This is a genomic window from Paraburkholderia caledonica (assembly GCF_000383275.1).
Lineage (GTDB): Bacteria > Pseudomonadota > Gammaproteobacteria > Burkholderiales > Burkholderiaceae > Paraburkholderia > Paraburkholderia caledonica.
In genome coordinates, this window is sequence record NZ_KB911034.1 from 1,155,410 (window position 1) to 1,180,498 (window position 25,089).

Annotated in this window: 24 protein-coding genes; 3 read left to right on the top strand and 21 right to left on the bottom strand. The window is 62.1% G+C overall.

From position 1 onward, the window contains the following. Positions 1-22: 22 nt before the first annotated feature. From H281_RS0105330 to H281_RS0105350, 5 genes are read right to left on the bottom strand one after another with little or no spacing between them, the layout of a single operon-like run. Positions 23-907 (bottom strand): ABC transporter permease, encoded by an 885-nt coding sequence (locus H281_RS0105330; protein WP_020066044.1) that lies wholly within the window; start codon positions 905-907, stop codon positions 23-25. Next, positions 907-1,851, bottom strand: a complete 945-nt coding sequence (locus tag H281_RS0105335; RefSeq protein WP_020066045.1) for an ABC transporter permease — start codon at positions 1,849-1,851, stop codon at positions 907-909. Before H281_RS0105335 ends, H281_RS0105330 begins: the two co-directional genes overlap by 1 nt. 5 nt (positions 1,852-1,856) lie before the next feature. Beyond that, complete coding sequence (locus H281_RS0105340) at positions 1,857-3,353, bottom strand: ABC transporter substrate-binding protein (RefSeq protein WP_027804307.1); 1,497 nt, start codon at positions 3,351-3,353, stop codon at positions 1,857-1,859. Positions 3,354-3,395: 42 nt separating this feature from the next. Continuing rightward, positions 3,396-4,529, bottom strand: a complete 1,134-nt coding sequence (locus tag H281_RS0105345; protein WP_020066047.1) for an ABC transporter ATP-binding protein — start codon at positions 4,527-4,529, stop codon at positions 3,396-3,398. Beyond that, a complete protein-coding gene (locus tag H281_RS0105350) occupies positions 4,526-5,548 on the bottom strand; it encodes an ABC transporter ATP-binding protein (protein WP_020066048.1) in 1,023 nt (340 codons plus the stop codon). Before H281_RS0105350 ends, H281_RS0105345 begins: the two co-directional genes overlap by 4 nt. A gap of 127 nt (positions 5,549-5,675) precedes the next feature. On the opposite strand from H281_RS0105350, the gene H281_RS0105355 reads away from it, so the two are divergent. Next, a complete protein-coding gene (locus tag H281_RS0105355; protein ID WP_020066049.1) occupies positions 5,676-6,557 on the top strand; it encodes a LysR family transcriptional regulator in 882 nt (293 codons plus the stop codon). Positions 6,558-6,590: 33 nt separating this feature from the next. On the opposite strand, the gene H281_RS0105360 is transcribed toward H281_RS0105355, so the two are convergent. The 5 genes from H281_RS0105360 to H281_RS37725 form a co-directional block, all read right to left on the bottom strand. Further along, positions 6,591-7,418 (bottom strand): porin, encoded by an 828-nt coding sequence (locus tag H281_RS0105360; protein WP_020066050.1) that lies wholly within the window; start codon positions 7,416-7,418, stop codon positions 6,591-6,593. Between the two features lie 630 nt (positions 7,419-8,048). Next, a complete protein-coding gene (locus H281_RS0105365) occupies positions 8,049-8,858 on the bottom strand; it encodes a tetratricopeptide repeat protein (RefSeq protein ID WP_020066051.1) in 810 nt (269 codons plus the stop codon). 29 nt (positions 8,859-8,887) lie between these two features. Further along, complete coding sequence (locus H281_RS0105370) at positions 8,888-9,109, bottom strand: hypothetical protein (RefSeq protein ID WP_020066052.1); 222 nt, start codon at positions 9,107-9,109, stop codon at positions 8,888-8,890. A gap of 64 nt (positions 9,110-9,173) precedes the next feature. Then, positions 9,174-10,022 (bottom strand): ATP-dependent DNA ligase, encoded by an 849-nt coding sequence (locus tag H281_RS37720; protein ID WP_027804310.1) that lies wholly within the window; start codon positions 10,020-10,022, stop codon positions 9,174-9,176. Beyond that, entirely contained in the window at positions 10,007-10,528 is a 522-nt protein-coding gene (locus H281_RS37725) for a DNA polymerase ligase N-terminal domain-containing protein (RefSeq protein WP_456306464.1), read from the bottom strand. The genes H281_RS37720 and H281_RS37725 overlap by 16 nt, the downstream gene beginning before the upstream one ends. Before the next feature lie 917 nt (positions 10,529-11,445). Between H281_RS37725 and H281_RS37205 the strand changes: the two genes are divergently transcribed. After that, positions 11,446-11,664 (top strand): hypothetical protein, encoded by a 219-nt coding sequence (locus tag H281_RS37205; RefSeq protein ID WP_020066055.1) that lies wholly within the window; start codon positions 11,446-11,448, stop codon positions 11,662-11,664. A gap of 330 nt (positions 11,665-11,994) precedes the next feature. On the opposite strand, the gene scpA is transcribed toward H281_RS37205, so the two are convergent. From scpA to H281_RS0105440, 10 genes are read right to left on the bottom strand one after another with little or no spacing between them, the layout of a single operon-like run. Further along, positions 11,995-14,106, bottom strand: coding sequence for a methylmalonyl-CoA mutase (gene scpA, locus H281_RS0105395; protein ID WP_020066056.1), 2,112 nt, complete (start codon positions 14,104-14,106; stop codon positions 11,995-11,997). Further along, positions 14,103-14,918, bottom strand: coding sequence for a Pnap_2097 family protein (locus H281_RS0105400; RefSeq protein ID WP_033379393.1), 816 nt, complete (start codon positions 14,916-14,918; stop codon positions 14,103-14,105). Before H281_RS0105400 ends, scpA begins: the two co-directional genes overlap by 4 nt. 2 nt (positions 14,919-14,920) lie before the next feature. Further along, positions 14,921-16,213: an MSMEG_0569 family flavin-dependent oxidoreductase gene (locus H281_RS0105405; protein ID WP_020066058.1), complete on the bottom strand. Its 1,293-nt coding sequence runs from the start codon at positions 16,211-16,213 to the stop codon at positions 14,921-14,923. Positions 16,214-16,235: 22 nt separating this feature from the next. Continuing rightward, on the bottom strand, positions 16,236-16,520 hold the full coding sequence (locus H281_RS0105410; protein WP_020066059.1) for an MSMEG_0570 family nitrogen starvation response protein: 285 nt from the start codon (positions 16,518-16,520) through the stop codon (positions 16,236-16,238). Between the two features lie 23 nt (positions 16,521-16,543). Further along, complete coding sequence (locus H281_RS0105415; protein WP_020066060.1) at positions 16,544-17,716, bottom strand: MSMEG_0565 family glycosyltransferase; 1,173 nt, start codon at positions 17,714-17,716, stop codon at positions 16,544-16,546. After that, complete coding sequence (locus H281_RS0105420; RefSeq protein WP_020066061.1) at positions 17,713-18,699, bottom strand: sll0787 family AIR synthase-like protein; 987 nt, start codon at positions 18,697-18,699, stop codon at positions 17,713-17,715. Before H281_RS0105420 ends, H281_RS0105415 begins: the two co-directional genes overlap by 4 nt. Beyond that, a complete protein-coding gene (locus H281_RS0105425) occupies positions 18,696-19,259 on the bottom strand; it encodes an MSMEG_0567/Sll0786 family nitrogen starvation N-acetyltransferase (RefSeq protein WP_027804313.1) in 564 nt (187 codons plus the stop codon). Before H281_RS0105425 ends, H281_RS0105420 begins: the two co-directional genes overlap by 4 nt. Before the next feature lie 2 nt (positions 19,260-19,261). Continuing rightward, positions 19,262-20,395 carry an MSMEG_0568 family radical SAM protein gene (locus H281_RS0105430; protein ID WP_027804314.1) on the bottom strand — a complete coding sequence of 378 codons (1,134 nt, stop codon included), beginning with the start codon at positions 20,393-20,395 and terminating at the stop codon, positions 19,262-19,264. Continuing rightward, positions 20,364-21,380 (bottom strand): Nit6803 family nitrilase, encoded by a 1,017-nt coding sequence (locus tag H281_RS0105435; RefSeq protein ID WP_027804315.1) that lies wholly within the window; start codon positions 21,378-21,380, stop codon positions 20,364-20,366. Before H281_RS0105435 ends, H281_RS0105430 begins: the two co-directional genes overlap by 32 nt. Before the next feature lie 18 nt (positions 21,381-21,398). After that, the gene (locus H281_RS0105440) at positions 21,399-21,881 is read right to left on the bottom strand and encodes an MSMEG_0572/Sll0783 family nitrogen starvation response protein (protein ID WP_012403844.1); all 483 of its coding nucleotides are present in this window, start codon (positions 21,879-21,881) and stop codon (positions 21,399-21,401) included. Between the two features lie 404 nt (positions 21,882-22,285). Between H281_RS0105440 and H281_RS0105450 the strand changes: the two genes are divergently transcribed. Further along, complete coding sequence (locus H281_RS0105450; protein ID WP_027804316.1) at positions 22,286-23,677, top strand: aminotransferase-like domain-containing protein; 1,392 nt, start codon at positions 22,286-22,288, stop codon at positions 23,675-23,677. A gap of 239 nt (positions 23,678-23,916) precedes the next feature. On the opposite strand, the gene H281_RS0105455 is transcribed toward H281_RS0105450, so the two are convergent. Beyond that, entirely contained in the window at positions 23,917-24,987 is a 1,071-nt protein-coding gene (locus H281_RS0105455) for an SDR family oxidoreductase (RefSeq protein WP_020066067.1), read from the bottom strand. Positions 24,988-25,089: the final 102 nt, after the last annotated feature.

Sequence of the window (25,089 nt, forward strand, 5' to 3'; positions counted from 1 at the left end):
AAGCCGTAGCGCGCGAAAAGCATCACGATTCGCGCGGATCGAGCGCGTCGCGCAGGCCGTCGCCGAGCAGGTTGAAGCCGAGCACGGCCAGGAAGATCGCGATGCCGGGAAAGATCGACATCCACGGCGCCTGGCTCACGAAGTCTTTTGCCGTGTTAAGCATCGAGCCCCACGACGGCGCGGGCGGCAATTGTCCGAGCCCGAGAAACGACAGGCTCGCTTCGGCGATGATCGCGCTCGCCACCGTCAGGCTCGCCTGCACGATGATGGGCGGCAGCACGTTCGGCAGAATGTAGCGCAGCATGATCCGCGCGTGATCGAGGCCGATCGCGCGCGCGCCTTCCACATATTCTTCGGCCTTCACGCTGATGGCCTGGCCGCGCGTGAGGCGAATGAAGCGCGGCATCGCCGAAATGCCGATCGCGGCCATCGCGTTCGTCAGGCTCGGGCCGAGAAACGCGCTCAACGCGATCGCGAGAATCAGGAACGGGATCGACAGCAGCGCATCGGCGATGCGTGAGATCACGCCGTCGACGAACCTGCCGAAGTAACCGGCGATCAACCCCAGCGGCACGCCGAGCACGACGGCAATGCCGACCGACACGACGCCCGCCAGCAACGACGCACGCGCGCCGTACAGCAGGCGGCTCAGCACGTCGCGGCCGAGTTCGTCGGTGCCGAACCAGTGCGCTGCCGACGGCGCCTGGCGCACGGTCATGAAGCTCGCCTGCACGGGGTCGTAGTGCGTGAGCCACGGTGCGAACAACGCCATGATCACGATCAGCGTCACCAGAAACGCACCGAACACGGCCGCGCGATTGCGCATGAAGCGCGTGAGCCCCCGGCGTTGGCGACGCGGCAACGCGGCGGCCGCCGACGCGGATCGGGCATCGATTGAAGTAGCCATCAACTGCGCCTCAGTCGGGGATTGAGCAGGATATAGAGCACATCCGCGCACAGGTTCACGACGATGAATGCGACCGCCGTGACGAGCACGACGCCTTGCACGACGGGGTAATCGCGATTGAACACCGCATCGACGACGAGCTTGCCGAAGCCGGGAATCGTGAACACCTGCTCCGTCAGCACGGCGCCCGCGAGCAGTTCGCCGAACAGCAGCGCGAGCACGGTGACGATGGGAATCAGCGCATTGCGGAACGCGTGCTTGACGACCACGGCGCGGCGCAGCAAGCCTTTCGCGCGCGCCGTGCGGATGTAGTCGGTGCGCAAGACGCCGAGCATTGCGCTGCGCGTATGGCGCATCAGTTGCGCGCCGAGCGCGGCGCCCAGCACGAACGCGGGCATCAGCATCGTCTTGATGCTGAGCCAGAAGTCCTCGCCCGGTGACACATAACCCGACGACGGCAAAAGATGCCAGCGCACCGACACGATGAAAATCAGCATGATGCCGAGCCAGAAATTCGGTATCGACATGCCCGACAGCGCGAAGATGTTTGCCGCGTAGTCGAGCGGCCCTCCCCTGCTCGCCGCCGAAATCACGCCCGCCGGAATGCCGATGCCAATGGCGAGAATCATCGCCATCACCGCGAGCTGGATCGTGACGGGCAGTTTTTGCGCGATCAACGCGCGCACGGGCACGTCAGTGCGCAAAGACGAACCGAGATCGCCGTGCGCGACATCGCGCATCCAAAGCGCGTACTGCGTCGGCACGGACTGATCGAGGTGATACTTGACCCGCAGCGTCGCGATCAGCTGCGGGTCCTGATCCTCGCCCGCCATCGCGCGGACCGGGTCACCCGGCAGCAGCTTCTGCAAGCCGAAAATCAGCATCGACACCAGGATCAGCGTCGGCACGGCCACGAGCAGGCGATTCGCAATGATCGGCAGCATGACGCTCAGCCCTTGATCGACACGCCGCGCAGGCGCACCAGACCGTCGGCGTAAGGCGTGAAGCCCTGCACTTTCTTCGACAGCACGAACGGCCAGGGCTGCGCGTAGATGTAGACGATGGGATCGTCGTCGGCGAGGATCTTACCCGCGGCGTCGTAGTCGGACTTGCGCTCGGCCTGGGTCTGCCTGGTGCGCGCCGAATCGAGCAGCGAATCGACCTGCTGGTTGCAGTAGTGCGCGTAGTTCAGGTTGCCCGCGCAGGTGTTGAACTGATGCAGGTTGCCGTCGGGATCGAGGCGCCCCGACCAGCCCGTGTACATCGCTTCGAAGTCGCCGGTGTGGCCTGCGTTCAGTTCCGTCGCGTAGTCGCTCGGACGCAGCTTCAGCGTGATGCCCGTTTCGCTGAGCATGGCCTGCAGCATCTGCGTGATCTGGCTCGCGACCGTGTTGTTCGGATACGCGAATTCAATGGTCGGATGCTCCTGGCCCGCCGCCTTCAGCAGCGCCTTCGCCTTCGCGACGTCGCGCTTCGAGGTCGGCAGCGACGCGTTGTAGTACGGGCTCGATTTCGGAATGCCCTGGTTCGCGGGCGTGAAGATGCCCGCACCGATCACCTGGTCGATCGCATCGCGGTCGATCGACAGCTCGAACGCCTGCCGCACGCGCTTGTCCTTCAGCGGACCGTTACCGCGCGGGCCGTTGTTGATGTTGAACGTCACGTAGTAGAAGCCGAGACCCGTCACCGGCTTGAACTGCAGGTTCGCATCGCTCTTGACGGCGGCGACGTCGGACGGCGCGAGACGCTCCAGCATGTCCAGCGAGCCCGAGCGCAGATTCGCGAGACGCACGGTGCTGTCGGGAATCGGCTGGAACACCACGCGCTGGACGGGATACTTGTCCGCGTCCCAGTAACCGGCGAACTTCTCGAGCACCACGCGATCGTTCTGCACGCGCTGCACGAATTTGTACGGCCCCGAGCACACGGGATGCGACGCGACGCTTGCCGCGTCGCTCAGCGTTTTCGGCGCGAGCATCATGCCCGCGCGGTCCGACAGCGTGGCGAGCAGCGCGGCGTCCGGCTGCTTCAGCACGATTTTCACGGTGCTGTCGTCGATCACATCCACATGATCGACCGACGACAATTCGCTCTTGCGGTTGCTGGTCGGCAGCGTGCGGTAGCGGTCGAGGTTCGCCTTCACGGCGGCGGCGTTGAACGGCTCGTCGTCCTGGAACTTGACGCCCTGGCGCAGCTTGAACGTCAGCGATTTGCCGTCGTCGCCCGTGGTCCACGACGTGGCGAGCATCGGCACGATCTTCAGATCGGGCGCGAAATCGACGAGCGAATTGCACAGCGACGCGAACACGATCCGGTCGACAAACTGCACGCTGCGGGCCGGGTCGAGCGAGCCGATATCGTCCTGCAGGCCGATGCGGATGGTGGTCTGCGCCATCGCGGCGGAAGCGCTCAATGCGAGCGCGGCGGCAATCAACATTCTTCGCATGCGTCGTGTCCTTGTTGCGGTTCGGGTTGCCATAGGTGATCGTTAGCGGTTCGCTTCGGCGCTCGGTGCGGCCTGCGTCTGATTCTGCTTCTCGCGATAGATCGCCAGGCGCTCGTTGAGCTTCGTGCTGACGCTCGCGACGAGCGGCGTGCCGCCGCCCGCGTTCTGCACGTCGCGCCAGAAATGACACGCGACCTGCCGTCCGCCCGGCAGCGTTTCGGACAGCGGGCGCTCCTGCACGCAGCGCGGTTTCGCGTGCGGGCAACGCGTATGAAAGCGGCAGCCGGGCGGCGGCGCCGTCGGGCTGGGCAGATCGCCTTGCAGCGCGGGCTTCGTGCGGCGCTCGTGCGGACTGCTGGCGGGAATCGCGCGCAGTAGCGCCTGCGTGTACGGATGCAGCGGCGCGTCGAACAGTTCGTCGACCTGCGCCAGTTCGACGATTTCACCCAGATACATCACCGCGACGCGGTCGCTCATGTGACGGATCACGGCGAGATCGTGCGCGACCATGATCAGCGTGAGCCCGAGTTCGGCCTTCAGCGATTCGAGCAGGTTGATCACCTGCGCCTGCACGGAGACATCGAGCGCCGACACGGGCTCGTCGCCGACGATCAATTTCGGCTCGCCCGCCAGCGCCCGCGCGATACCGATGCGCTGGCGCTGGCCGCCGGAGAATTCATGCGGATAGCGCTGCGCATACGCCGGCTGCAGGCCGACTTTGGTCAGCAGTTGCGCGACGCGTTCGCGGCACTCGCTGCCGCTGCTCGCGAGACCATGAAACGCAACCGGCTCGCCGATGATCTGCCCGACCGTCATCCCCGGATTCAGCGACGCGAACGGGTCCTGAAAGATGATTTGCATGTCGCGGCGCAAGCGGCGCAGCTTCGCGCCCTGCCAATGCGTGATGTCCTCGCCCTGATACAGCACGCGCCCTTGCGTCGCGTCGATCAAACGCAGCAGCATGCGCCCGAGCGTCGACTTGCCGCAGCCCGATTCGCCGACGATCGCGAACGTCTCGCCCGTGTGCACGGCGAACGAGACTTCGTTGACGGCATGAACCGTGGGCGTGCGCGTGAACATCTGCCGCTCGCCGCCGAAGCGTTTGGTGAGCGCGCTGGCTTCGATGATGGGCGTCGCGATGTGTGACGCGGGGTGTGACAGATTCGCGGGCCTCATGTCAGCTCCGTTTGCTGCGCGGGCTTCACGAGCTGCTCGACAGGCGCGAGCCAGCAGGCGACGCGATGCTCGCCTTCGAGCGTTCGCTCGGGCGGCGCGGCGTCGATGCAACGCTGTTCGGCAAACGGACAGCGCGGCGCAAAGCGGCAGCCGCGCGGCATCTGCTCGGGCGTCGGCACGGAGCCGCGTATCGTGGCGAGCGACCCTTCTCGCTTGCCGACGGACGGAATCGCGCCCATCAGCCCGATCGTGTATGGATGCTGCGGATCGTCGAACAGATCGGACACCGTGCCGTACTCGACGATCTTGCCCGCATACATGACCGCCACGTGATCCGCCACTTCGGCGACCACGCCGAGATCGTGCGTAATCAGCAGCATCGCCGTGCCCGTCTCTTTCTGCAGATTGCGCACGAGCGCCAGAACCTGCGCCTGAATGGTCACGTCGAGCGCGGTAGTGGGTTCGTCGGCGATCAACAGGCGCGGGCTGTTCGCGAGCGCCATCGCAATCATCACGCGCTGGCGCATGCCGCCCGACAGCTGATGCGCAAACGCATCGAGCCGCGTTTCGGGCGCGGGAATATGAACGAGCCGCAACATCTTGAGCGCCTCTTCGCGCGCCGCTGCGCGGCTGACGCCGCGATGCCGCCGGATGCTCTCGCCGATCTGCTCGCCGACCGTGTAGGCGGGATTCAGCGAGGTCATGGGCTCCTGAAAGATCATCGACATGCGGTTGCCGCGAATGTCGGCGAGTTCGCGCTCAGACAGCCCGAACAGATCCACGCCCTCGAAATGCGCCGTGCCCGCGACGCGACGTGCGGGCGGGCTGGCGAGCAGCCCCATCAGCGCGAGCGACGTCACGCTCTTGCCGCAGCCGGACTCGCCGACCACGCACAGCGTCTCGCCCGCGTGGACGAGAAAGGACACCCGGTCGACGACGTTCGGTGCGTCGGGCAAATTCGAAAAGCTCAGCGAGAAGCCTTGTACGTCGAGAACCGGCCGGCGTTCTGCTGCGGTCATGCCTGTTTACTCCGCATTGCGTGGCTCGTCCTTCCAGATCGTTGTGAAATCGATTATCTGGCTGCCAACGTACAAAAAATATTAAACTTTCTTTTCCACACTTAAGTTTTTCTCATGGATCGAACGAATGCCGACGCTACGCATGCTGAAGACTTTCAGGGCCGTTGCCCGCACCGGCTCGTTCTCGACGGCTGCCGAAAAGGTCGCGCTGACGCAGGCGGCCGTTAGCCTGCAGATGCGCGGGCTGGAGGAAGCGCTGGGCCGCCAGTTGTTCGACCGCCGCGGGCGACAGATCACGCTGACACAGCACGGGATGACTATCTGGCCGAAGGTCGAGCAGATCCTCGACCTGCTCGCCGACCTCGAAGCGAAGCCCACCGACGCGATGGAAGGCCCCGTCACGATCGGCGCGGTGGTGTCGGTGATCGGCGCGCTGTCGCTCGCCGTCGCGCGGCTGAAGGCGACGCACCCGCGGCTCGACGTGCGGTTGTTGTCGGCGCGGTCGGACGAACTGGCGGGCATGGTCGAAGCGGGCGACGTGGACGTCGCGGCCGTGGTCGCGCGCGCGGACGAGACGCTGCCCGACACCCTCAAATGGACCACGCTCTACACCGAACCGATGGTGCTGGTAGTGAACCGCGACATCGCCGATAACGACCCGCAGCGCATCTTGCGCGCGCACGGCTTTCTGCGCTTCGACCGGCGCGTGCGCACGGGGCAGGTGGTCGAGCAGGCGCTGGAGAAAGCGGGCTTGATGGTCAACGAGTATCTCGAACTGAATTCGATCGAGACGATTGCCGCGCTGGTGCGCGAGAAAGTAGGCGTCGCGGTGCTGCCGCTGCTGATACGCGGCAACTGGCTGAACGACCCGCTGCTGCGCGTCATTCCGATTTCGAGCCCGCCGACGCTGCGCACGGTCGGCATGGTGCAGCGAGCTTCGGATGACAGAAAAGCGCTGATGCGCGAAATCGTCGATACGTTGCAGGCGATGCCGCGCGATCGTTCGTGATGCGGTTGTTGGCGGGCCGTTGTTCCGATGCCATCAGCTGACGCGGGGGCGTTGTCGCGTTCGCGGGCTGGTCAGATCCCGTAGGCTGAGCTTGTAGCGCAGGTGATATTTGCCTTGGACATTGGTTGAAATGTTCGAGCCGAGGTTGTTGCCGCGGTAATAGCCGAAGTAGCCCGTCACACTGCCGAACTGATAACTGCCGCCCGCGAACGTCGTCTTCGTATTGACTGTTCCGTTCGCGCCATTCTGTTCCGCGTGGCTGACGCCGAGATAAAGCGGGCCACGCTGATAATCGATCGATCCCACGTAGGCATTCAACGCGTCATGCGGCGACGTCTGACCGCCCAGGCTCGCACCCGCGGAGAACGTGAATCCCGCGATGTTCGGCGACCAGTACGTGATCATGTTGTCGTAGCGGAACACGAACGTCGACGCGTTGTGAAGAAACGAGCCATACGTACCGCCGGAGAATGCGTCGAACTTGCTGTGCATCAGCAGCAGCACCGAGTTCTGACGGCCGAAACGGAATTCACCATACGGCGTGCCGAGACCCACCCACGCACTGCGGCTGAAAGCGAGCGTGGAATCCGTCGCCGCGCCGGAGTTCGTGAGAATGCCGTTCTCGAGATCGAAGGTTGCACGCAGGCCGCCGCCGAGATCTTCGCTTCCTCTGATCCCTACGCGGCTTGCCGACAGACCGCCGCTCTGCATCGCGGTCTGCGCGCCCTTGCCGCCTGCGTTCGTATAACCCAGGTACGTATCGAGAATGCCGTACAGCGTGACCTCGGCCCGGGCCGGCGTCACTGTCACGGTGCCGAGTGCAACGAGTGCTGCAGAACAAGCCAAAGCCATCTTGCGCATTTCAGATTCCCGTTTCGGTGAATGGTTTATGTCGGATTACTAAGAATTTCAGTGTGAACCGATTTGTCGATTTATTTCCTCGACGAAGTGTGCAACAAATATTTCTGTGAGGTGCTCACGAACAATCAGTAAGCGTTCGACGGTTGACTTTAGATCGACAAAAAAGAGAAGCACAACAAATATTTCTGGGCATCTCAGGCGTGAGATGCTTACGCGCGGGTCTCACATTTGTCTTCCAAAGTCCGTTTTTTGCGAGGTGTCGGGAGCGCAGGTTGCTGCTGGAATTTGAGCGACATGAGACGAGCGCCTCGTGGAATTGGTACCGGGCGATCTCTGGTTGTGTCGCAGTAAGAGATGGACGCTAGAATTCCGCCGATACGGGTCACCGATGAAAGAATCGAAAAGACGCGGAACCGCGCGCGGGCAAAGGCAGAGAACCTCTCGCAGTACCCGCCGATGAAAACTGCGTGCTGCACTGGAAGTTGCGTTGCGACGAGGTCGGGCGAGTCGACAAAAATCGCGGGCGGGAAGGAATCCTTATGCCACCAACGAATTGAACTCGCGACAAAAAGTTCGTCGAAGCCTCAGGCGTTCTCGGTCTATTTGATAGGACGCGCGATTGAAGCCTGTTCAGCCGACGAGCCGACGATAAGCGCTGAGATGCCGGACGAGGCCTTGCTTGTCGCCACGAATCTCACTCAACCTTGCGAGGTTGAAATGAGCATCGGCATGCGTCGGGTCGAGTTCTATGCAACGCTGATAGGCCGCTTCGGCAGCATCGAAGCGTTTAAGCTCTTCGAGCACGACCGCCCGATTGAAGTGCAGCAACGCGTCCTCGGGAAAGTGCTCAAGCGCATCTTCAAAAATGGACAATGCTTCATCGCAGCGCGTCTCTGCCTCGCATAGCAATACGCCCAGGTTGGTGTATGCGTCGTAGTGCGGTGATGGCGATAGCTCGAGCACTTTCCGGTAGGCCTGCTCTGCACCGACAGCGTCGGTTTCGGTCAACTGTTCGGCCAGTGCGAACCATTCTTCCGCCTGTTCTTCACGGCTCTCCTGGTTTCGTGGCACCGAGTCGAGAAATGCCACGTCCCCCCGGATAGGTGCGACCTCGAAGTCAAGCAGATGCTGGCCCGAATCAGCGTCCCACTGCGCCTGTCCCGACCTCACGGCCACGGTCTCACCGACAGACGTGATTCGAATCCCGGACAAGGGAAGCTCGTCAGGGAGTTCGGCTTTCAGCTTGGCAAGCGCCCTCAGAATTTTTCGTGCGGAGACTTTGGCAGATTGCAGCTGGAACGCAGTGCGCAGCAGCACAACGTCCTGGAAGGAGAATCGAAGCTCGTTGCGTCGGCCACGCGACGGGTGGACGAATCCGGCGTCAATCAGCCCGGAGAGGACCCGACGCGACACGCCCAGCAGCGATTGCAGGCTGCGCAACGAGTAATCGTTAGACTGGCTCCGTCTAGTCACTTGCGTGCCCGGACCTTGGCTGGTGGCGCCTCTTTGACGTCCGGTTTCGGTGTCGCGCGCTTGACAGGCCGGCGCGGTTTGGCGGCGAGTACCTCGACCTCAGCGGGCGGAGTCTTTTTCGTGGCCGGCGTCTTCGTCGCCGCCGTCCTAACCGGCGCCTCACGCTTGTCCTTATTGGCGCTGAGACTGGCGCGAAGTGCTTCCATCAGGTCAATCACCTGACCGCCTGACTCTTCGGCCGGTGCCTCAGGCGAAACAATCTGTTTTCCGGCAATTTTCCGGTCAATCGCTTCGAGTACCCGCGTCGTGAAGCTTTTTGCCTGCGTAATAGCCGAGCAACAAACTGCCGACTTCGCCTTCCTTACCGCCCCTGGCGGTGAAGCCACACACAACGAACTCCTGCCTCAACCGGCATTTCGCTTTCAGCCAGGCTTCGGTCCGTCCGGACTCATATCGGGCGTCGCGACGCTTCAGCATCAAGCCCTCGAGTCCGAGTCCCGCTGCGGCTTCAAACATCTGCACGATTGGTGCGTCAAAAGCCTGGCTGAAGCGTATGCGGTCGCTATCCTTCTCAAGAAGCTGTGCCAGTCGCGCGCGCCTCGCCCATAACGGGACGCCCATCAGGTCATTCCCGTCACAGTACGGCAGGTCGAACAGGAAATAGACGATTTCGTCATTCCCTGCGCCATCTATCGCAGTCTGTAAAGCGCCGAAATCTGGCAGCCCGTCCCTGAGCACGACTATCTCCCCGTCCAGCCATCCACTGGAGAGGGGGAGCTTCGCGACTTCAGTCGCCAGCGTCGCAAGTTTCTTCGTCCAGTCGTGGCCGCCGCTTGTGAATAACCGTACGCGCCCCTTGTCGACCCGGGCGAGCATCCGGTAACCATCGAGCTTGGATTCGATTATCCAGTCGCCGGTTGCAGGTAGCGACGAGGCCAGGGTCGCGCGCTGCGGTTCGAGTTTTGCGGGTAGCGGCGCGCGGACTGCGGCCGACAGGTCTATCGCCGGCGGAGTGACCGGCGCGGGCCGGGATACTTTCGGCTCACGCTCTTCGATGAGGCCTAGCGGTTTTGTCGTGACGCTGTCGGGCAGCGCCTTAATGACGTCATACTCAGCTAACGGTTGAGCCATTCGTCGCGCTTCTTAAAAAGCATCCACTGGTCCTGGCTGTCCTCCGGCTTGGATATGCGCACAAGCTCCCATAGGCCGGCCAGCTTTTCGCCATGGAGGCGGAAGACCAGCTTGCCGGCCTTCATTGCCTTTCGAGGGTCCCCGACAGGCTCCCACGTCCCACGGTCCCACACAATCACCGTACCGGCTCCATACTGCCTGGGCGGGATTGTCCCTTCGAATGTTGCATAGTCGACCGGATGGTCCTCCACGTGGACGGCCATTCTCTTCTCTTGCGGGTCGTAGCACGGGCCCTTGGGTACCGCCCAGGATAGCAGCACACCGTCAAGCTCGAGACGGAAGTCATAGTGAAGGCGGCTAGCCCAATGCTTCTGCACGACGAAGCTTAGACGCGCTGGCTGGCGCGTTGCCCCCTTCGCAGGCGCCGGTTCGGGCGTATGCGCGAAGTCTCGCATCTTCCCGTAACGGCTTAGAGCTGGAGATTGCGAACCGCGTGCTGTAGCCATTGAGCAGTGTAATCAGGAGCCGCGTTATGGACGATGCCCGACTACCCTGTCGGGCGCACACTGCATCTCGCGCGGGGATGTACCCGACGCGAAAGCCCGCGACTGACCGCATGTTCGACGTCGGATTGCCAGGGTGAGCGCAGCTAACTTCGAGCTTCTTAGACGCCTGAGATTTTCACTATTTCGCCCGGCTTGTAGGAATTTTCGCCTGCCATCGTGACTGCTTATGTGGTGGTAGAGACACTACGGACAGCAAACGACGTTCCGAGCTCCTTGCCACTGGATGTCGCAACGCATGGCAGACGTCATTGCACGAAAACCTGTATGGATGTACAGTGTCGGGCGGGTATTTCGTGACAGCGAACCGCGAAGTTTTCCGGAGCAAAGAGCAGTCGTTGGGTGTGGACCAAGCGGCGAGCCTTTCCATGCTGGAAATTGCGACGTTTGAGGCGAAGGGTTAGCGGCGCTGGGCGAGCTCGCGTCGTTGGGCCAGTGAGTCCGCTGCCTTCGAATGCTTGGGGCGCGTTAGCGAAACCATTCTGGAGGCCACTAGGCAAGGGGGAAAGCGTGCGAAGACTTGGACTTGCGTTGTTGACGGCGGCGCTCGCGCCGACTGCTTTCGGAGCCGGCACATATTCGGAAGTCTGGAATCCGCCGGAGGCGCGCGGGACTGCGCCACATAGGGCGACTGCCCTGCACAAGCTCGCCGTGCGGCGGCACGTGGCTCTGCATCCGAAGAAGGTGAATTCAAGGCCCACATCGGCGCCTGCATCAAAGCTCGTCGCGAAACAGGGCAATGTGCCAAAGACTTTGCCTAAAGACGCACCGGACATGTCTGAAATTCCGCGGCAGGTCACACCGGAAGGCAACGTCCTTCGCGTGAGAGGCCATGCGCTATCCGCTCGCGTCGTCCGCTAATGCAATCGCAGAGCTACCACGGGTATCAAGTGTGGGGACACTCAATCGTCGAGCTCGAGGGTGAGCTTCAGCGAGAACCTTATGCGGCGAGCGGAACCATCACCCTTCGCGGCAAGCTTGTCCATGCTTCAGGTGTCCTTGGCCACTTTGAAAGTGAGGTGGACGCTGAGCTCGCAGGGTTGGATTGGGCTCGCGCATGGGTCGATGCTCATAGCTAGAGCCATCGACTGTGCAGCAAGACAGCCCGCAATACTGCCATCGCGGGGTTGCCGTTGAATATGTGAACCTCTGGTGGGACAACAACCTGAAGGTAACCTACCTCTTCCAGCACCACATACGACCGCAGCGAGAATCACCGTCTTCGTTGCCCCGCAAAGCCATCGCTCGTTCTTCTAACGTGCGCGAAGTCGACGGCGCCTCACGCCGACTTACCCTTCGACGTGCGCGCGCAGGATTGGACCAAGGTTGTCCTCTACCACCAGACTTCGCGCACTGCGCGGCGATCCTGGTGCTGTAACCATCGCTCCCGAACAGCAGCTCGCGACTCGTTAAGCACTCTCGTGTAACGGATGGCCACCTTCGACGCATTTTTCTGCAGACGCTACAGCTATCGCAGCCAATAGCGTTACGATTTTTTTGATCGGCGTGCCCGCCGGAAAGCAGGCCGCCACTCCGGAGCGTCGAAGGACCAGTTGACTCGCCTGGTCGATGATCCCGCCCACCACGATGGGTATCCGCAGACCGCGTACAGTCAGTTGATCATGCAAGGCGGTAATCAGATCGTTTTGTGCGCCCGCGAGAGAGGACACGCCGATAACGTCAACCCGCTCGCCTTCAGCCAATTGGACGGTATCGGAAGGTGATGCGAACATCGATCCCGTAAAAACCGCGAAGCCCGCATCGCTTAATGCCGCTGCGATAATGCGCGCTCCCCGGTCATGTCCGTCTTGTCCCAGCTTTGCAATCAACACACGTGGCGCACGGCCCAGGCGCTTCGTTGCGTCGGCCACCGCGCGGCATGTGTCCTGCCAGTCCTTGTCGCTTTCGAGGTTTGCGCCGTAGTGGTCGCGCAGTAGCGGCAAGCCGATTTGATATCTGGGCCATACGGCTTCCAGTGCCTGCGTGCACTCGCCGACGGTGGCACGCGCTCGCATGCATGCCACCGTCAGTTCAAGAAGATTTCCGTCTCTGCCCCGGGCGGCCCGCGTCAGCGCATCCAGCGTGTTGCGTACTCTCGTTGGATCACGCCTCGCCTTGATGTGAGCAAGCCTTTGCGTTTGCAGCACGCGCACCCGCCGGCCATCGACAGTCTGTGGCTCTCCAAGGTCTTCATCGCATCCCGTCATGAAATCGTTGACGCCCACAACCGTGCGTTTTCGCGACTCGATTTCCGCTTGGATATTCAAAGCCGACCTGTGGATCTGGTCCCGAACCCACCCCGATTCGACGACGTCCACCACGCCACCACGGCGTTCGATTTCTGCCATCACCGTTAGCGCCTTTTGACAGATCTCCGCCGTAAACTTCTCCATCATGTACGAACCGGCCCACGGATCGACGACATCGCATACGCCGGTTTCGTGCTGCAGCACCAGTTGGGTGTCGCGAGCGAGCCTCGACGCATCCGCACAAGGAAGCGAAAGCGCTTCGTCGTAGCCGTTAGTGTGCAGCGATTGCGTTCCGCCGAACACGGCTGCCAACGCCTCGACTGTCGTGCGCACGACGTTGTTCATCGGTTTCTGCGCCGTTAGCGACCATCCCGATGTCTGACAGTGCATCCGCAGTGCGCGCGCCCTATCCGACGTTGCGCCGCTTGCCGAGGCAATATCCGCCCACAGAATTCGTGCCGCTCTCAGCTTCGCGATTTCGACGTAGAAGTCCATACCGACGCCGAAGAAGAAGCTCATCCGCTGACAGACATCATCGGCCTGCATCCCGCGACCTGCGAGGGCCGTTATGTACTTGCGCGCATTCGCCATTGTCAGCGCAAGTTCAAGCACAGGGTCCGCACCCGCTTCCTGAAAGTGATATCCCGACACCGAGAGTGCATTGAACCGCGGCACGTTTTTGCCGAGATACTCGACAACGTCGGCGGCGATGCGCAATGAAGGCTCAGGTGCGAAGATGCTCGTATTCCGCACCATAAACTCTTTCAGGATGTCGTTCTGAATCGTTCCCCTCAGTTGCGAGGCGCCAACGCCGCTTTCCTCCGCCGCGACGATAAAAGCAGCCAGCACAGGAAGGACCGCCCCGTTCATTGTCATCGATACAGACACGCGGTCGAGTGCAATGTCTTCGAAGAGGCGAGTCATGTCCTCCACTGTATCGATTGCAACACCCGTCATGCCGACGTCCGCGCTCACAGCCGGGTCGTCTGAATCGTAGCCGCGCTGGGTCGGCAGATCAAAGGCGACGGAGAGCCCCTGTGCGCCTTCCGCCAGCGCGGTGCGAAATGCGAGGTTCGTATCGGAGGCCTGCGCGTACCCCGCGTATTGGCGTATCGTCCACGGTTTTTGCGTATACATCGACGCGAATGGACCGCGCACGAACGGCGCCTCGCCGGGCATGCTGTCGATATGCGCGATGCCTTCAATATCCGCGCGCGTATAGACGCGCTTGAGCTTCACGCGATCTGACCGACGCCGCCGTTGCGTATTCATCGATGTCTCCAGCGTTTTTCCGTCGTGACGTCGGCGATTTTCGCGCCGTCGCTGCTGCGCCGCACTTCCGTCCAGTGCCGGATGCCCTGCCCGTCTTCCGCCTGTCCGACCATATGCACGGTCAACGTATCGCCCACGTCGACGTTGCCGTAATAGAACAGCGAACGGCTCGAGACGACAGGCGGCTCGCCGAAGCGCCCCCATTGCCACTCGGCACGATCGATAAAGGCCTGAAAGCTCGCGAAGTACAGGAAGTCAGCGCCGTTGAAATCGCTATTCGGGCACGGGAAGAACTCGATCGGCTTGCGCGTGGCAGGCCCGAGGCCGGGAATTGCGTCACGGTCGTCTGCTCGAAGTCGTTTGCCAATCTGCGTCATGTCCAATGCCTCTTCGGGGATCGGCACGATTTCACCCGCCAGTGAAGCAAGTGCCGCCCGCGCCGCCGAACGATTGCTGCGCGCCTCGCCGCGTGTAACGAACGCAGAGGACATCCCGATCTCCGCGACTGTCAGGTCATCGCGAACGACATGGTGCGTACTGAAATGGCGCACAGGCCCTGTTCTGCAAAGCGTGCTGCGGATCTCGAACGCATCGTTTTCGGCGATCGAGTCGAGACCGCAGGTCTGCAAGCGGATCGCCGTAAAGGCTGCATAAGAGCGGCCGCCGTTGTTGTCACGGAAGTCGGGCTGCGCGCGGCCCGCGTGAGCGGCGAGCGCTTCCCAATGTCGATGGCCGCACTCCTTGAGCAACCAGTTCTCCGACAGTCCCGTGTAGCTCAGTTGCGGCATGCCCGCCCGATAAGGTTGGATCATGCTCACGCCGCGAGGCTCGTCGACGCCTGGTCGAGCGCCACCCGGATCGCGCCGACGACATGCCCGGCATCGCGTGCGATGCCGGAGAAGCGCCCCGATCCCCATGTATGCAGCCACGGCAGTCCGATGAAATACAAGCCCGCTTGCGGCGTGATGCCGCGATTGTGTGCAGGATATCCACGTCCATTGAACACGGGCGCATCGATCCAGCTGAAATCGGGCGTAAAGCCAATGCACCAGATGATCGACGTAATGCCGCTCTGCGCGAGATCCAGCGACGTGCGCTCGCCTTCCGGGCACCACACCGGCTCATAGGGAGCGCCAGGTGGAGCGTCGATACCCTGCTTGTCGATGAACGCGTCGATGCTCGCGTTGATACGGTTGTATGTGTCGTCGGCGCTATCAAGATTGCCCCTCAGGTTCGGTGCGAAATGCAGGCAGCCGTCGCGGAGATCGTCGAGCCTGCCGTACAGTTCCATACCTTCAAGCGCGAAGCGTCGCAGATCGATGTCTCTCCCGCCATCGCGCCCCGTCACATAATGGTTCGTGTTGTCGCGCACGCCTTCACGCAGCGGATGCTGGTCGACGGGCATGTCGTAGTACCGCATGTCCGCGAGCCAGTCCACCACGTCGCGGCCACGATAGAAACGCGCGCAACGCGGTGCTTCCCCAACCGCGAGAAACACCTTGCGGCCCGCCAGATGCAGGTCTTCGGCGATCTGCGCACCCGATTGCCCCGAACCCACCACGAGCACGGCGCCTTCCGGCAACGCCTGCGGATTGCGATAATGCGACGACTGCAGTTGCACGATGCCGGCGGGCAGGCGCTCCGCCATGCGCGGCACGATCGGCTTGTGATAGCCACCCGAGGCAACGACGACCTGATCGGCCGTGAAGTCGCCGTTCGACGTCGACACGAAGTAGCCGCCCGGCGGCAGGCGCCGGACCTTGCGGACTTCCGTGTGTTCGAGCACGGGTGCATCGACCATCGCAATGAAACCGTCCAGATAAGCGATGATCTCGTCCTTCTTCATGAAGCCGTGCGGATCGTCGCCGCGATACGGATGGCCCGGCAGCGCGCATTGCCAGTTCGGCGTGACGAGGCAGAATGCATCCCAGCGCTGCGAGCGCCACGTATGCGTGACCGTATGCTTTTCGATCACAAGATGATCGATGCCCGCCTCTTTGAGGTAGTAGCTGATCGACAAACCAGCTTGCCCGCCGCCCACCACGATCACCGTGTGGTGCGGGACATCGGTCAGCGCATCGGATGCGACAGTGTTTGCGTTCGACATGATTCGTTCCTGCGTTCGGGATTCAAATTAGTTCGACGACCTTGACTTCCGCGTGCGGGTCGGTGGCAAAGCGCTGCGCAAGTTCTTCGATCTGCGCGAGCTGATCCATCGCCGCCGAGCATGCGAAGCCGTACTTCTCGCGTACGCGTTCGGAGCCGATATGCAACGCCTCGCGCGCCCGTTCGACAAAATCGCCCAGCGCATAGCGTTGACCGGCGACGAAGAACTCGCCGACCACCGTCGAAGGCGAATAACAGTTGGCCTCGCTGCCGTCCGGCCACTGGACCTTGAAGTGCATGACTGGCATCACATTTCCTTTGAATGAGAGATTCACGCACCGAGCGGCTGCATGATGCGCTGCACGTGATTCGCGTACAGCGCGATATGACGACGCGCGCTTTCGCGCCAGCTAAAGCGCGCGAGAAGTTCGGGCACCGCGTGTTCGAAGTCAACGCCGCCGCGTTCGTGCAACGCGCGGCGCAGCGCGTCGCCGATACTTGTCGCGTCATCGGGTTGCGCCCCGCAGCAGACGCGTTCGTCGAGATAGCCGGTGAACGGTTCGATCTGCGAGACGATGACGGGCGTGCCCGCTGCCAGCGCTTCGAGCACGACCAGCCCGAAACCTTCGCGTAAAGACATCATCGATACGACGTCCGCGCGTTGCAACAGCGCCGGAATCGCTGCGTCTTCGAGCGGGCCTGTGACTACGATTGGCTCATGTTTGCCGATACGAAGCCCTACCTGCGCCGCACGCGCGATAAAGCGCTGCGTGTAGGTATCGTGATCGAGCAGGCTCGCGCCGCCTGCGAGTACAAGCTGCGCTTCGGCATGCGTTTGCCGGAGCAACGCGAACGCTTCCAGCAGTTGCAATGTGTTCTTTCGTTCTTCGATGCCGCCTACCGCTAGCACCATCGGTTTGCCGCTCAGGCCGAACTTAGTGCAAACATCCGTGCTGCCGACGTCACGAAAGCGCGCTACGTCCACGCCGTTATTGACCGTTGATGCCGTCACGCCAAACTCGTCGCGCATCTTGCGCGTCCACGTGTCACTGACGCACAGGACCGTGTCGGCATCCGCATAGGCACGTCGTTGCCACGCACTCAGGCGCGGATTATCGAATGCGTCGACATGATGAACCGTGCGCACGAAGCCGCGAATCGAGCCCGCTTCGCGCAAGTCCGCGAGCGCGTTGCCGCCGATGCCGTCCTGTGCATGCAGTACGTCAAAGCCCGATGCGCCCTCTTCGAGCAACGCTGCCTTCAACGCGTCGATCCGCGTCTGTACCATCATCACCGTATCGTTGCCGTGCGCAGCGGCTGGCGCGAGTACCACACGGCAAGGCGATGCGCGGAACATCGGCGCCCCGCCCACGGACGGCGCGAAGATCGTGACGTCCTGCCCGGCTTCATGCAGCGCCCGCCCAAGTTCGAGCGTATGTACCACGCCGCCGCGAGGATTCACGGAATGCGTGAACAGCGCAATGCGCATTGCCGTGCCGTTCATTTCGGCTCTCCCACCGGCGCGCCGATGAATGCGCTCTCCCTGAAGTTCCACAGCAACGCCGAATCACCTTGCTGCGTGAGCACCACTTCACGCGACGCATCCACGCTGCCGATCGTCGCGCATGCAAGGCCGCGTTGCGCAAAGCAAGCGTGCACCTCATCCACATGTTCATCGCACACGGAGAGCAGAAAGCCGTAGCTCGGAAATGCGCTCAGCCAGCGCTCGAAATCCACGCCGTCTGGACGCGGGATCGCATCGAGATCGATACGCGCGCCAACACCCGAGCATTCCAGCAGCATCAGCGATGTGCCGAGCGCGCCCGCCATGCTGATATCTTTCGCCGCCTCGCACAGGCCGCTTTCAGCAAGCTGCGGCAGCAGTTCGAGATCATCGCGCAGGCGCTCAGCTGGTGCGCCCACGGAAGCGTTCCAGAACGGATACGGATCTTCGAAACGGCCGCGCAGATCGACGGCCATCACGAGGGTGTCGCCCGGCCGCGCATTGAAGCTCGACAGCAATGCGCGCGCACGGCCGAGTATCGAAACCGCCAGCTGCGGCTCCGCACTACGCGTATTGCTATGCCCGCCAACGACAGGCACACCATACGCGCTCGATGCCGCCGCCATGCCCGCCAGAATCTGTTCCGCCGATTCGAGCCCATCGCTCCACAACGCATCGACGACGGCAAGCGGACGGCCGCCCATCGCATATACGTCGCTGATATTGACCATCACGCTGCTGTAGCCCGCGAACCACGGCATCGTCTCGACGAAATCGCTGACAAGGCCTTCGATAGCCAACAGCAGATAGCCGTCGCCGTCGGCAATCGCCGCGCAATCGTCGCCGACTGCAACGGCTTGCGCGAGATCACGTGTGCCGTTCGGAAGACGCGACGCCAGCGACGCCACCACGCCTGCGATATCCGTCTTATGGCGAAAGCCACGGCTTTCATGCAGACGTTCAACGAGCCCGCGCAAACTCATGAGCGGCCTCGCGATGACGTGACGAAGCCACTTTCCGGCGAAAAACACGGTGGATAGTGCGTGAGCTCCGCTTGCATCAGATGATGCGACCGCCCAAACAACGTTTCTTCCGCAACCGTCTGCCAGTGCAACCGCCTGAACAACGGCACATTCTGGCTCTGCACGTGCGCGAGAAAAGTATCGCATCCCAGTGCGTGGGCGCTGCTCACAGCGAGACGGATCAGCGTCGAGCCGAGCTTGCCATGCGAACGGAACGCCGCATGCACCGCGAGACGCGAACCAAGCCACGTGCGCGGCTGCGTTTCGTGAATCCGCACCGTGCCGACCACCTGTTCCGGCACGCCCGCAATGCAGCTCAGCGCAACCAGCAGCTTCGCATCACGGTCGATCTCGTCGCGATCGTCGCCGACGAAAATGCCTTGTTCGACGCAGAACACCGCGCGCCGCAACGCATACGCTTCCTTGCTCTCCCACGGCAGCGTCGCCCATTTCACGCGGTACTCGGCAGGCGTGAAGGCGAGCGGCAGTGCATCGAGTTCGTCGAATGTCTCGCAGAACATGATCAATCCTCGTACGATGCCAGCGACGAACACGCGCCGCATTTACCGCAACCGGCCTTGATATCGGCGGAACGCATCTGCGCGTCGCGCAGCATTGCGCCGAGCGGCACCAGGATCGACTTCATGAATTCAGGCGAAGGCGCGGGATGATCTTCGAGCGGCGTGCCGCTGATCGGCACGAACGGCACGACGAACGGATACACGCCGATATCGATCAGTTCGCGCGAGATCGACAGGATCGCTTCGGGTGTATCGCCGAGACCCGCGAGAATGTACGTGCTGACCTGCCCCGTGCCGAACACGGCAACGGCTGCCTTGAACGCTTCCAGATAGCGCGAGATCGGCACACTTGCTTTCCCCGGCATCACGCGCGCGCGCACCTCCGGCGTCACTACTTCGAGATGCATGCCGAGCGTGTCGATACCGCTCGCTTTCATACGCTCGAACCATGCGTCATCGTCAGGCGGTTCGCACTGCGCCTGGATCGGCAGATCGACGGCAGCCTTGATCGCGAATGCGCTTTCGCACAGGATCTGTGCGCCGCGGTCGGACGTGGGCGGCGTGCCGGTAGTGAGCACCATATGCTTGACGCCGTCGAGAAGCACCGCAGCGCGCGCTACTTCCGCAAGCTGCTCCGGTGTCTTGCGCGCAATCGTGCGGCCCGCTGCAAGCGACTGGCCGATCGCGCAGAACTTGCAGGTCTTCTTGCGGCTCTCGTAACGGATGCAGGTTTGCAGCACGGTGGTTGCGAGCACATCGGTGCCGTGCAGCGTCGCGATGTGCGAGTACGGCACACCGTCGAGCGTTTGCAACTGCGTGAAGCGCGGCGCTTTCGGAAAACTGATGCTGGCGATCGGAATCGTACCGCGCATCAACGCGCTCGCGCCCGCTTCATCCGGCGCGCCCGCGACGAACGGCGAATTCCACGCAGAACTGGTATGCACGGGCACCATGATCGTGACGCCATCCACGGTCACGGCCTTGTGGTCGGACGGGCCCGCGCCACCACGACGGCTCGCGGCCCCCGCGTTCGGATCGACGAGGCGCAGCCCCGCCGATTGCAGCTCTGTGCGCAGTTCCATCATCTGACGCTGCGTACGCGGCTCAGCCGGCGACAGGTTCATGCTGGCATTCATCCTGACCTCCACTCGTGATTTCAGGCGCGGCGTCCGCGCGTTCGAACGACGTCGCCATCGGCGCGACAGGCATCGCCGGGCGATCGTTGATGGCAAGACTCAGCAGTTCGGGCCGCGCATAATGGCCGACGGAATCCATCATGCGTTTGCGCTTTGTGATCAGCGACATGTCGAGATCCGCGACGACCATGCCCTCGCCTTCGCGCAGCGGCTCGGCGAGATGCTGGCCCTCTGGCGACACGATGGCCGTCATGCAGCCGCCGCGCAGCGCCTTTTGAAGCTTCGGGTCCGTGGTGACGGATTCGATCTGCGCTTCGCGCAGCCAACCCGTCGAATTGACGACGAAGCAACCCGATTCGAGCGCGTGATGACGGATCGTGACCTCGATCTGCTCGGCGAAAATCGGACCGACCAGCGAGCCCGGGAACTGACTGCAATGGATCTCTTCGTGCTGCGTCATCAGCGCATAGCGCGCGAGCGGGTTGTAGTGCTCCCAGCACGCAAGCGCGCCGACTCGCGCGATGCCCGTATGCGCGACTTTCAGCCCCGCTGCATCGCCTTGCCCCCAGATCATCCGTTCATGAAATGTCGGCGTGATCTTGCGGCGCTTCAGCACGAGCCTCCCGTCGACGTCGAACACGAGCTGCGTGTTGTACAGGCTGCCGTGATCGCGCTCGTTCACGCCGAGCACGACCACCATCGAATGACGGCGCGCGCGCTCGCTCACGGCTTTCGTGACGGGACCGGGCACGACCACGGCCTGCTCGTAGAGCCGCATATGCTCGGCGCCCGACGCGACAGGCGGACGCACGAACGAAAAGTACGGGTAGTACGGCACAAAAGTCTCGGGAAAGACGATCAGTTGCACGCCTTTCGCCGCGGCTTCGTCGATGGCGGTACAAACCCGCTCGAGCGTGCCGCCGGGACGCTCGAAGTCGGGCGCAATCTGCACCGCCGCTGCACGGATGATTCGCTGCTCGGACATGATCGGCACCCGGCTCGCTCAGACAGTCCACGTATGGATGATCAGCGCGTTCTCCTTGCGATGGAGAAGCTGCAGGTCCAGCACGTCGAGCGGGTTGATCGGGCGAATGCCTTCGATCAGCGAAGCCTCGCCGTGACCATACAGCGCCTGCAACGCGAAGCGGCATGCGTACACCTTGCCGCCTTCTTCCATGAACTTGACGAGCTGCTTGTTGAAGTTCAGATGGCCGGGGAACGCTTCGTCGCCGAGTGTCGGGAAGCCGCGTTGCAGACCGAGCGTGACGCCAGGACCGTACAGCAGCACGGACGTATCGAAGCCCTTACGCTGCAGACGCGTTGCCTGCAGCAGATTCACGAAGCCGATCGAGCCTTCGAATGCGACGGTATGAAAAGTGACGAGCGCTTTCTCGCCGGGCTCGGCCTTGACGTCAGGAAAGACTTTTTCTTCGTAGTCGACCAGGTAGTCGCCTTTCTGATGCAGAGGTTTGTTGACGGCAGGCATATCGCTCTCCAATAAGTCGCGTAATTGATCGGATTGCTCAACCGGAAATACCCCGATCGGCGAATCACTTAACGCAACGGATATGCCAATTTCCGGCCCGGTTCATGCGATCAACTTCCAATCAATCAAACCGCGACTGTTCGAGCGATCCGAAAAAATCTTTGCGAGCCTTGTCCGGCATGGGGTTTTGGGTATCGGCGACAGATTCGCATGCATCGGTTCGCACAACGACGCAGCGCCTTTTGCGTGCGGATGGTGCGCGATACCCCGCAAGCGTGCATTCATCCAATCAATGCGATCAAGTTTCTGATTGAATGAAAACCGATATTTTTTTGCGCGATTCACGTGGTACTTTGAATAAGACATTCACGCTCACGCATACGCTTTCGCACCGGGAATACAGCATGGACAGTCTCACGCATCATTGGCTCAAGCGGCTCACTGAAAGCCGCAAACCGGCATATCTCGTGATACCGGATCTGATCGAAGAAGATCTGGCGAGCGGCCGTTTGCGTCCTCGCGACCGTTTGCCTGGTCTACGTGATCTGGCAGGTGCATTGCAGTTGAATTACACGACCGTCGCGCGCGCCTATGCGGAAGCACGCAAGCGCGGCCTGCTCGATGCACGCGCGGGCAGCGGCACGTTCGTGCGCGGACGCACGCAGACTTTGCCGCTCGCGGGCGGCAGCAGCGTCGAGATGTCGATGAACATGCCGCCCGAGCCGCCCGAGCTTGCGGCACGGCTGCGTGAATCGTCCGCGCATCTGCTCGCCCACACCGATCCTTACCGGCTGCTGCGCTATCAGGATTTTGGCGGCACGCCCGACGATCGCGCGGCTGGACGTGCGTGGTTGAAAGAGCGTCTGCCCGAATGCGAAGACGATATGGTGCTGGTGTGCCCCGGCATCCATAGCGCACTCGTGGCGCTGGTATCGCAACTCGCGCGGCCCGGCGAAACGATATGTCTCGACACGCTTGCGTATCCCGGCATCAAGGCGATCGCATCGCAACTCGGCGTACGTTTGCAACCACTGCCGCGTGATGAAGAAGGACCGTTGCCGCATGCATTCGAAGCGCTGTGCAAGACCGGAAAGCCCGGTGCGTTCTACTGCAATCCCACCTTGCAGAATCCGAGCACGCTGACGCTTTCCACGCAGCGGCGTGAAGCGCTCGCCGATGTCGCGTTGCGCTACAGCGTTCCCATCATCGAAGACGACGCATACGGCTGGCTGCCGGCGAACAGGCCGGTTGCGCTGGCATCACTTGCGCCGGAACTGACGTGGTATGTGACGGGGTTTTCGAAGACGTTCGGCGCAGGGCTGCGCGTTGCGTATCTGCGCGCGCCGACAGCGAGGCAGACGCAGCGCGTCGCGGGCGCGTTACGCGCGACGACCGTCATGCCGAGTCCTTTCACGGTGCTGCTGGCGACGCAATGGGTCAACGACGGCACCGCGCACGAGATGCTTGACGCGATCCGCAAGGAAGCGAACGTGCGTCAGACCATTGCCTCACAGGAACTGGCCGACTGGCATTACGAAGCGCAGTCGGATGGCTTTCATTTGTGGTTGCCGATTCCGCCGCAGTGTGACTGGAGTGCGTCGGAGCTTGCGCTGCAATTGCGCAATCAGGGCGTCGGGGCGGTGGCGGGGGCGGCTTTTTCGACGGACGGCAATCCGCCGAATACGATCCGCGTGTGTCTGGGTGGCCCGCAAGATCGCGAGGGTTGTCGACAGGCACTGCAGGTCACGGCAGAGATGCTACATCACCCGCATCGTCTACGCAGTCCTTTAATGTAAGCCGCTGCGCCGCTGCCTCAAGCTGGTTAAACCAGACAAAAGCCCGAAGCAGATAGCGGCCCTGCCCTTGCGTGCTGCGAACGGCCAGTACGCATGCATAAATCTGCCTCTCTCGACGGGCGAGCCGCCAAAGAGACTGGTCGGCTTTCAAAAGGTCTCATTGCGGCGGCGCTTCCGGACCGGTCGAATACTTCAGACGACGGACGGCAAGCCAGACCACATGTGCGTCCGGTCAGTTATCACGCGGGGATTATCCGCTGCGCTTTCAGCCGGCCAAACAGATCGAAGAACGCCTCATCGGTCGCCTGAAAGTCCAGGAAACCGGCCTTGCGGCTCTTCGACATATCGGTAAGCACTTCCATCGGACGGCCGAGGTCGGCGTCCGAATGCCACCACGATGCAAGCCTGTCGATGTCGGCCTCCACGAGATCGAAGCGCGCGGCAATCTGCCTCCATTGTGTGCCCGCGTCGCGCATGCGGCTTTCTAGAGGGCGCACTTCTCCGTCAAACGCGACCGCCTCGACGCCAAAATAGTCTGCAATACGGGACCACATCCATTTCCAGCGGAAGACATCGCCGTTGACGATATTGAAATCCTGATTGCGACCCGCTTCCGACGTCGAGGCCCATTCGAGATGCCGGGCGAGAAGACGCGCATCGGTCATGTCGGTCAGGCTGTTCCATTGCGTCGCCGAGCCAGGGAAAACAAAAGGCAGTCCCGCTTGCTTGCAAAGCGTCGCATAGACTGCGAGCGTCGTGCCCATGTTCATCGCGTTGCCGACCGCGAATCCGATGATCGTGTGCGGCCGATGAACGCTCCATGTAAAACCCTGACGCTGTGCCGCGGCGAATACGCGGTCTTCCTGCTCGTAGTAAAAGTTGTCGACGTTCTGACGGCCTTGCTCTTCGCGAAACGGTGTCTGCGGAACGGCGCCTGTCGCATAAGCCTCGAAGGGGCCGAGATAGTGCTTGAGTCCGGTCACCAAGGCAACATGCTCCAGTTTCGACGGCCCGGCTTCGAGCGCATCGAGTACGTTGCTGACCATGGCGCCGTTCACACGGATGTTCTCGAGCTCGGTCGCCTGCCTCGCCCAGGCAGTGAAGAACACGTGAGTTACGTCGAGCGAGTGAAGCGCGGCCCGCACCGACTCCGCCGATGCCAGGTCGGCAATGATCGGCTGAACCGCTGGCGATATTTGTGTGCGGCCGCGAGATAGCCCGTAGACTCCCCAGCCGGCCTCGATCAGCCGATCGGCCAGATTGCTGCCTGCGATGCCGCTGGCCCCGATGATAAGAGCGCGATTTTTCATGAAATGAACGTTACTCGTTGAGATATCTGGGAAACGACTGCCCTGCTTCGTGCTTTTGCAGCCGCGTGCGTGAAACGGTGTATCCGTCGGCTATTCAAGCCG

Excerpts from the sequence above, each read along its gene's own strand:
- H281_RS0105420 (WP_020066061.1), bottom strand. The coding sequence starts at position 18,699 with ATGAGTTTGCGCGGGCTCGTTGAACGTCTGCATGAAAGCCGTGGCTTT.
- H281_RS0105425 (WP_027804313.1), bottom strand. The coding sequence starts at position 19,259 with ATGTTCTGCGAGACATTCGACGAACTCGATGCACTGCCGCTCGCCTTC.
- H281_RS0105335 (WP_020066045.1), bottom strand. The coding sequence starts at position 1,851 with ATGCTGCCGATCATTGCGAATCGCCTGCTCGTGGCCGTGCCGACGCTG.
- H281_RS37725 (WP_456306464.1), bottom strand. The coding sequence starts at position 10,528 with ATGGCTACAGCACGCGGTTCGCAATCTCCAGCTCTAAGCCGTTACGGG.
- H281_RS0105435 (WP_027804315.1), bottom strand. The coding sequence starts at position 21,380 with ATGTCCGAGCAGCGAATCATCCGTGCAGCGGCGGTGCAGATTGCGCCC.
- H281_RS0105455 (WP_020066067.1), bottom strand. The coding sequence starts at position 24,987 with ATGAAAAATCGCGCTCTTATCATCGGGGCCAGCGGCATCGCAGGCAGC.
- H281_RS0105440 (WP_012403844.1), bottom strand. The coding sequence starts at position 21,881 with ATGCCTGCCGTCAACAAACCTCTGCATCAGAAAGGCGACTACCTGGTC.
- H281_RS0105450 (WP_027804316.1), top strand. The coding sequence starts at position 22,286 with ATGGACAGTCTCACGCATCATTGGCTCAAGCGGCTCACTGAAAGCCGC.
- H281_RS0105430 (WP_027804314.1), bottom strand. The coding sequence starts at position 20,395 with ATGAATGCCAGCATGAACCTGTCGCCGGCTGAGCCGCGTACGCAGCGT.
- H281_RS37720 (WP_027804310.1), bottom strand. The coding sequence starts at position 10,022 with ATGGCTCAACCGTTAGCTGAGTATGACGTCATTAAGGCGCTGCCCGAC.
- H281_RS0105410 (WP_020066059.1), bottom strand. The coding sequence starts at position 16,520 with ATGCCAGTCATGCACTTCAAGGTCCAGTGGCCGGACGGCAGCGAGGCC.
- H281_RS0105355 (WP_020066049.1), top strand. The coding sequence starts at position 5,676 with ATGCCGACGCTACGCATGCTGAAGACTTTCAGGGCCGTTGCCCGCACC.
- H281_RS0105405 (WP_020066058.1), bottom strand. The coding sequence starts at position 16,213 with ATGTCGAACGCAAACACTGTCGCATCCGATGCGCTGACCGATGTCCCG.
- H281_RS0105350 (WP_020066048.1), bottom strand. The coding sequence starts at position 5,548 with ATGACCGCAGCAGAACGCCGGCCGGTTCTCGACGTACAAGGCTTCTCG.
- H281_RS0105360 (WP_020066050.1), bottom strand. The coding sequence starts at position 7,418 with ATGCGCAAGATGGCTTTGGCTTGTTCTGCAGCACTCGTTGCACTCGGC.
- H281_RS0105415 (WP_020066060.1), bottom strand. The coding sequence starts at position 17,716 with ATGAACGGCACGGCAATGCGCATTGCGCTGTTCACGCATTCCGTGAAT.
- H281_RS0105400 (WP_033379393.1), bottom strand. The coding sequence starts at position 14,918 with ATGATCCAACCTTATCGGGCGGGCATGCCGCAACTGAGCTACACGGGA.
- H281_RS0105345 (WP_020066047.1), bottom strand. The coding sequence starts at position 4,529 with ATGAGGCCCGCGAATCTGTCACACCCCGCGTCACACATCGCGACGCCC.
- H281_RS0105340 (WP_027804307.1), bottom strand. The coding sequence starts at position 3,353 with ATGCGAAGAATGTTGATTGCCGCCGCGCTCGCATTGAGCGCTTCCGCC.
- H281_RS37205 (WP_020066055.1), top strand. The coding sequence starts at position 11,446 with ATGCAATCGCAGAGCTACCACGGGTATCAAGTGTGGGGACACTCAATC.
- H281_RS0105330 (WP_020066044.1), bottom strand. The coding sequence starts at position 907 with ATGGCTACTTCAATCGATGCCCGATCCGCGTCGGCGGCCGCCGCGTTG.
- scpA (WP_020066056.1), bottom strand. The coding sequence starts at position 14,106 with ATGAATACGCAACGGCGGCGTCGGTCAGATCGCGTGAAGCTCAAGCGC.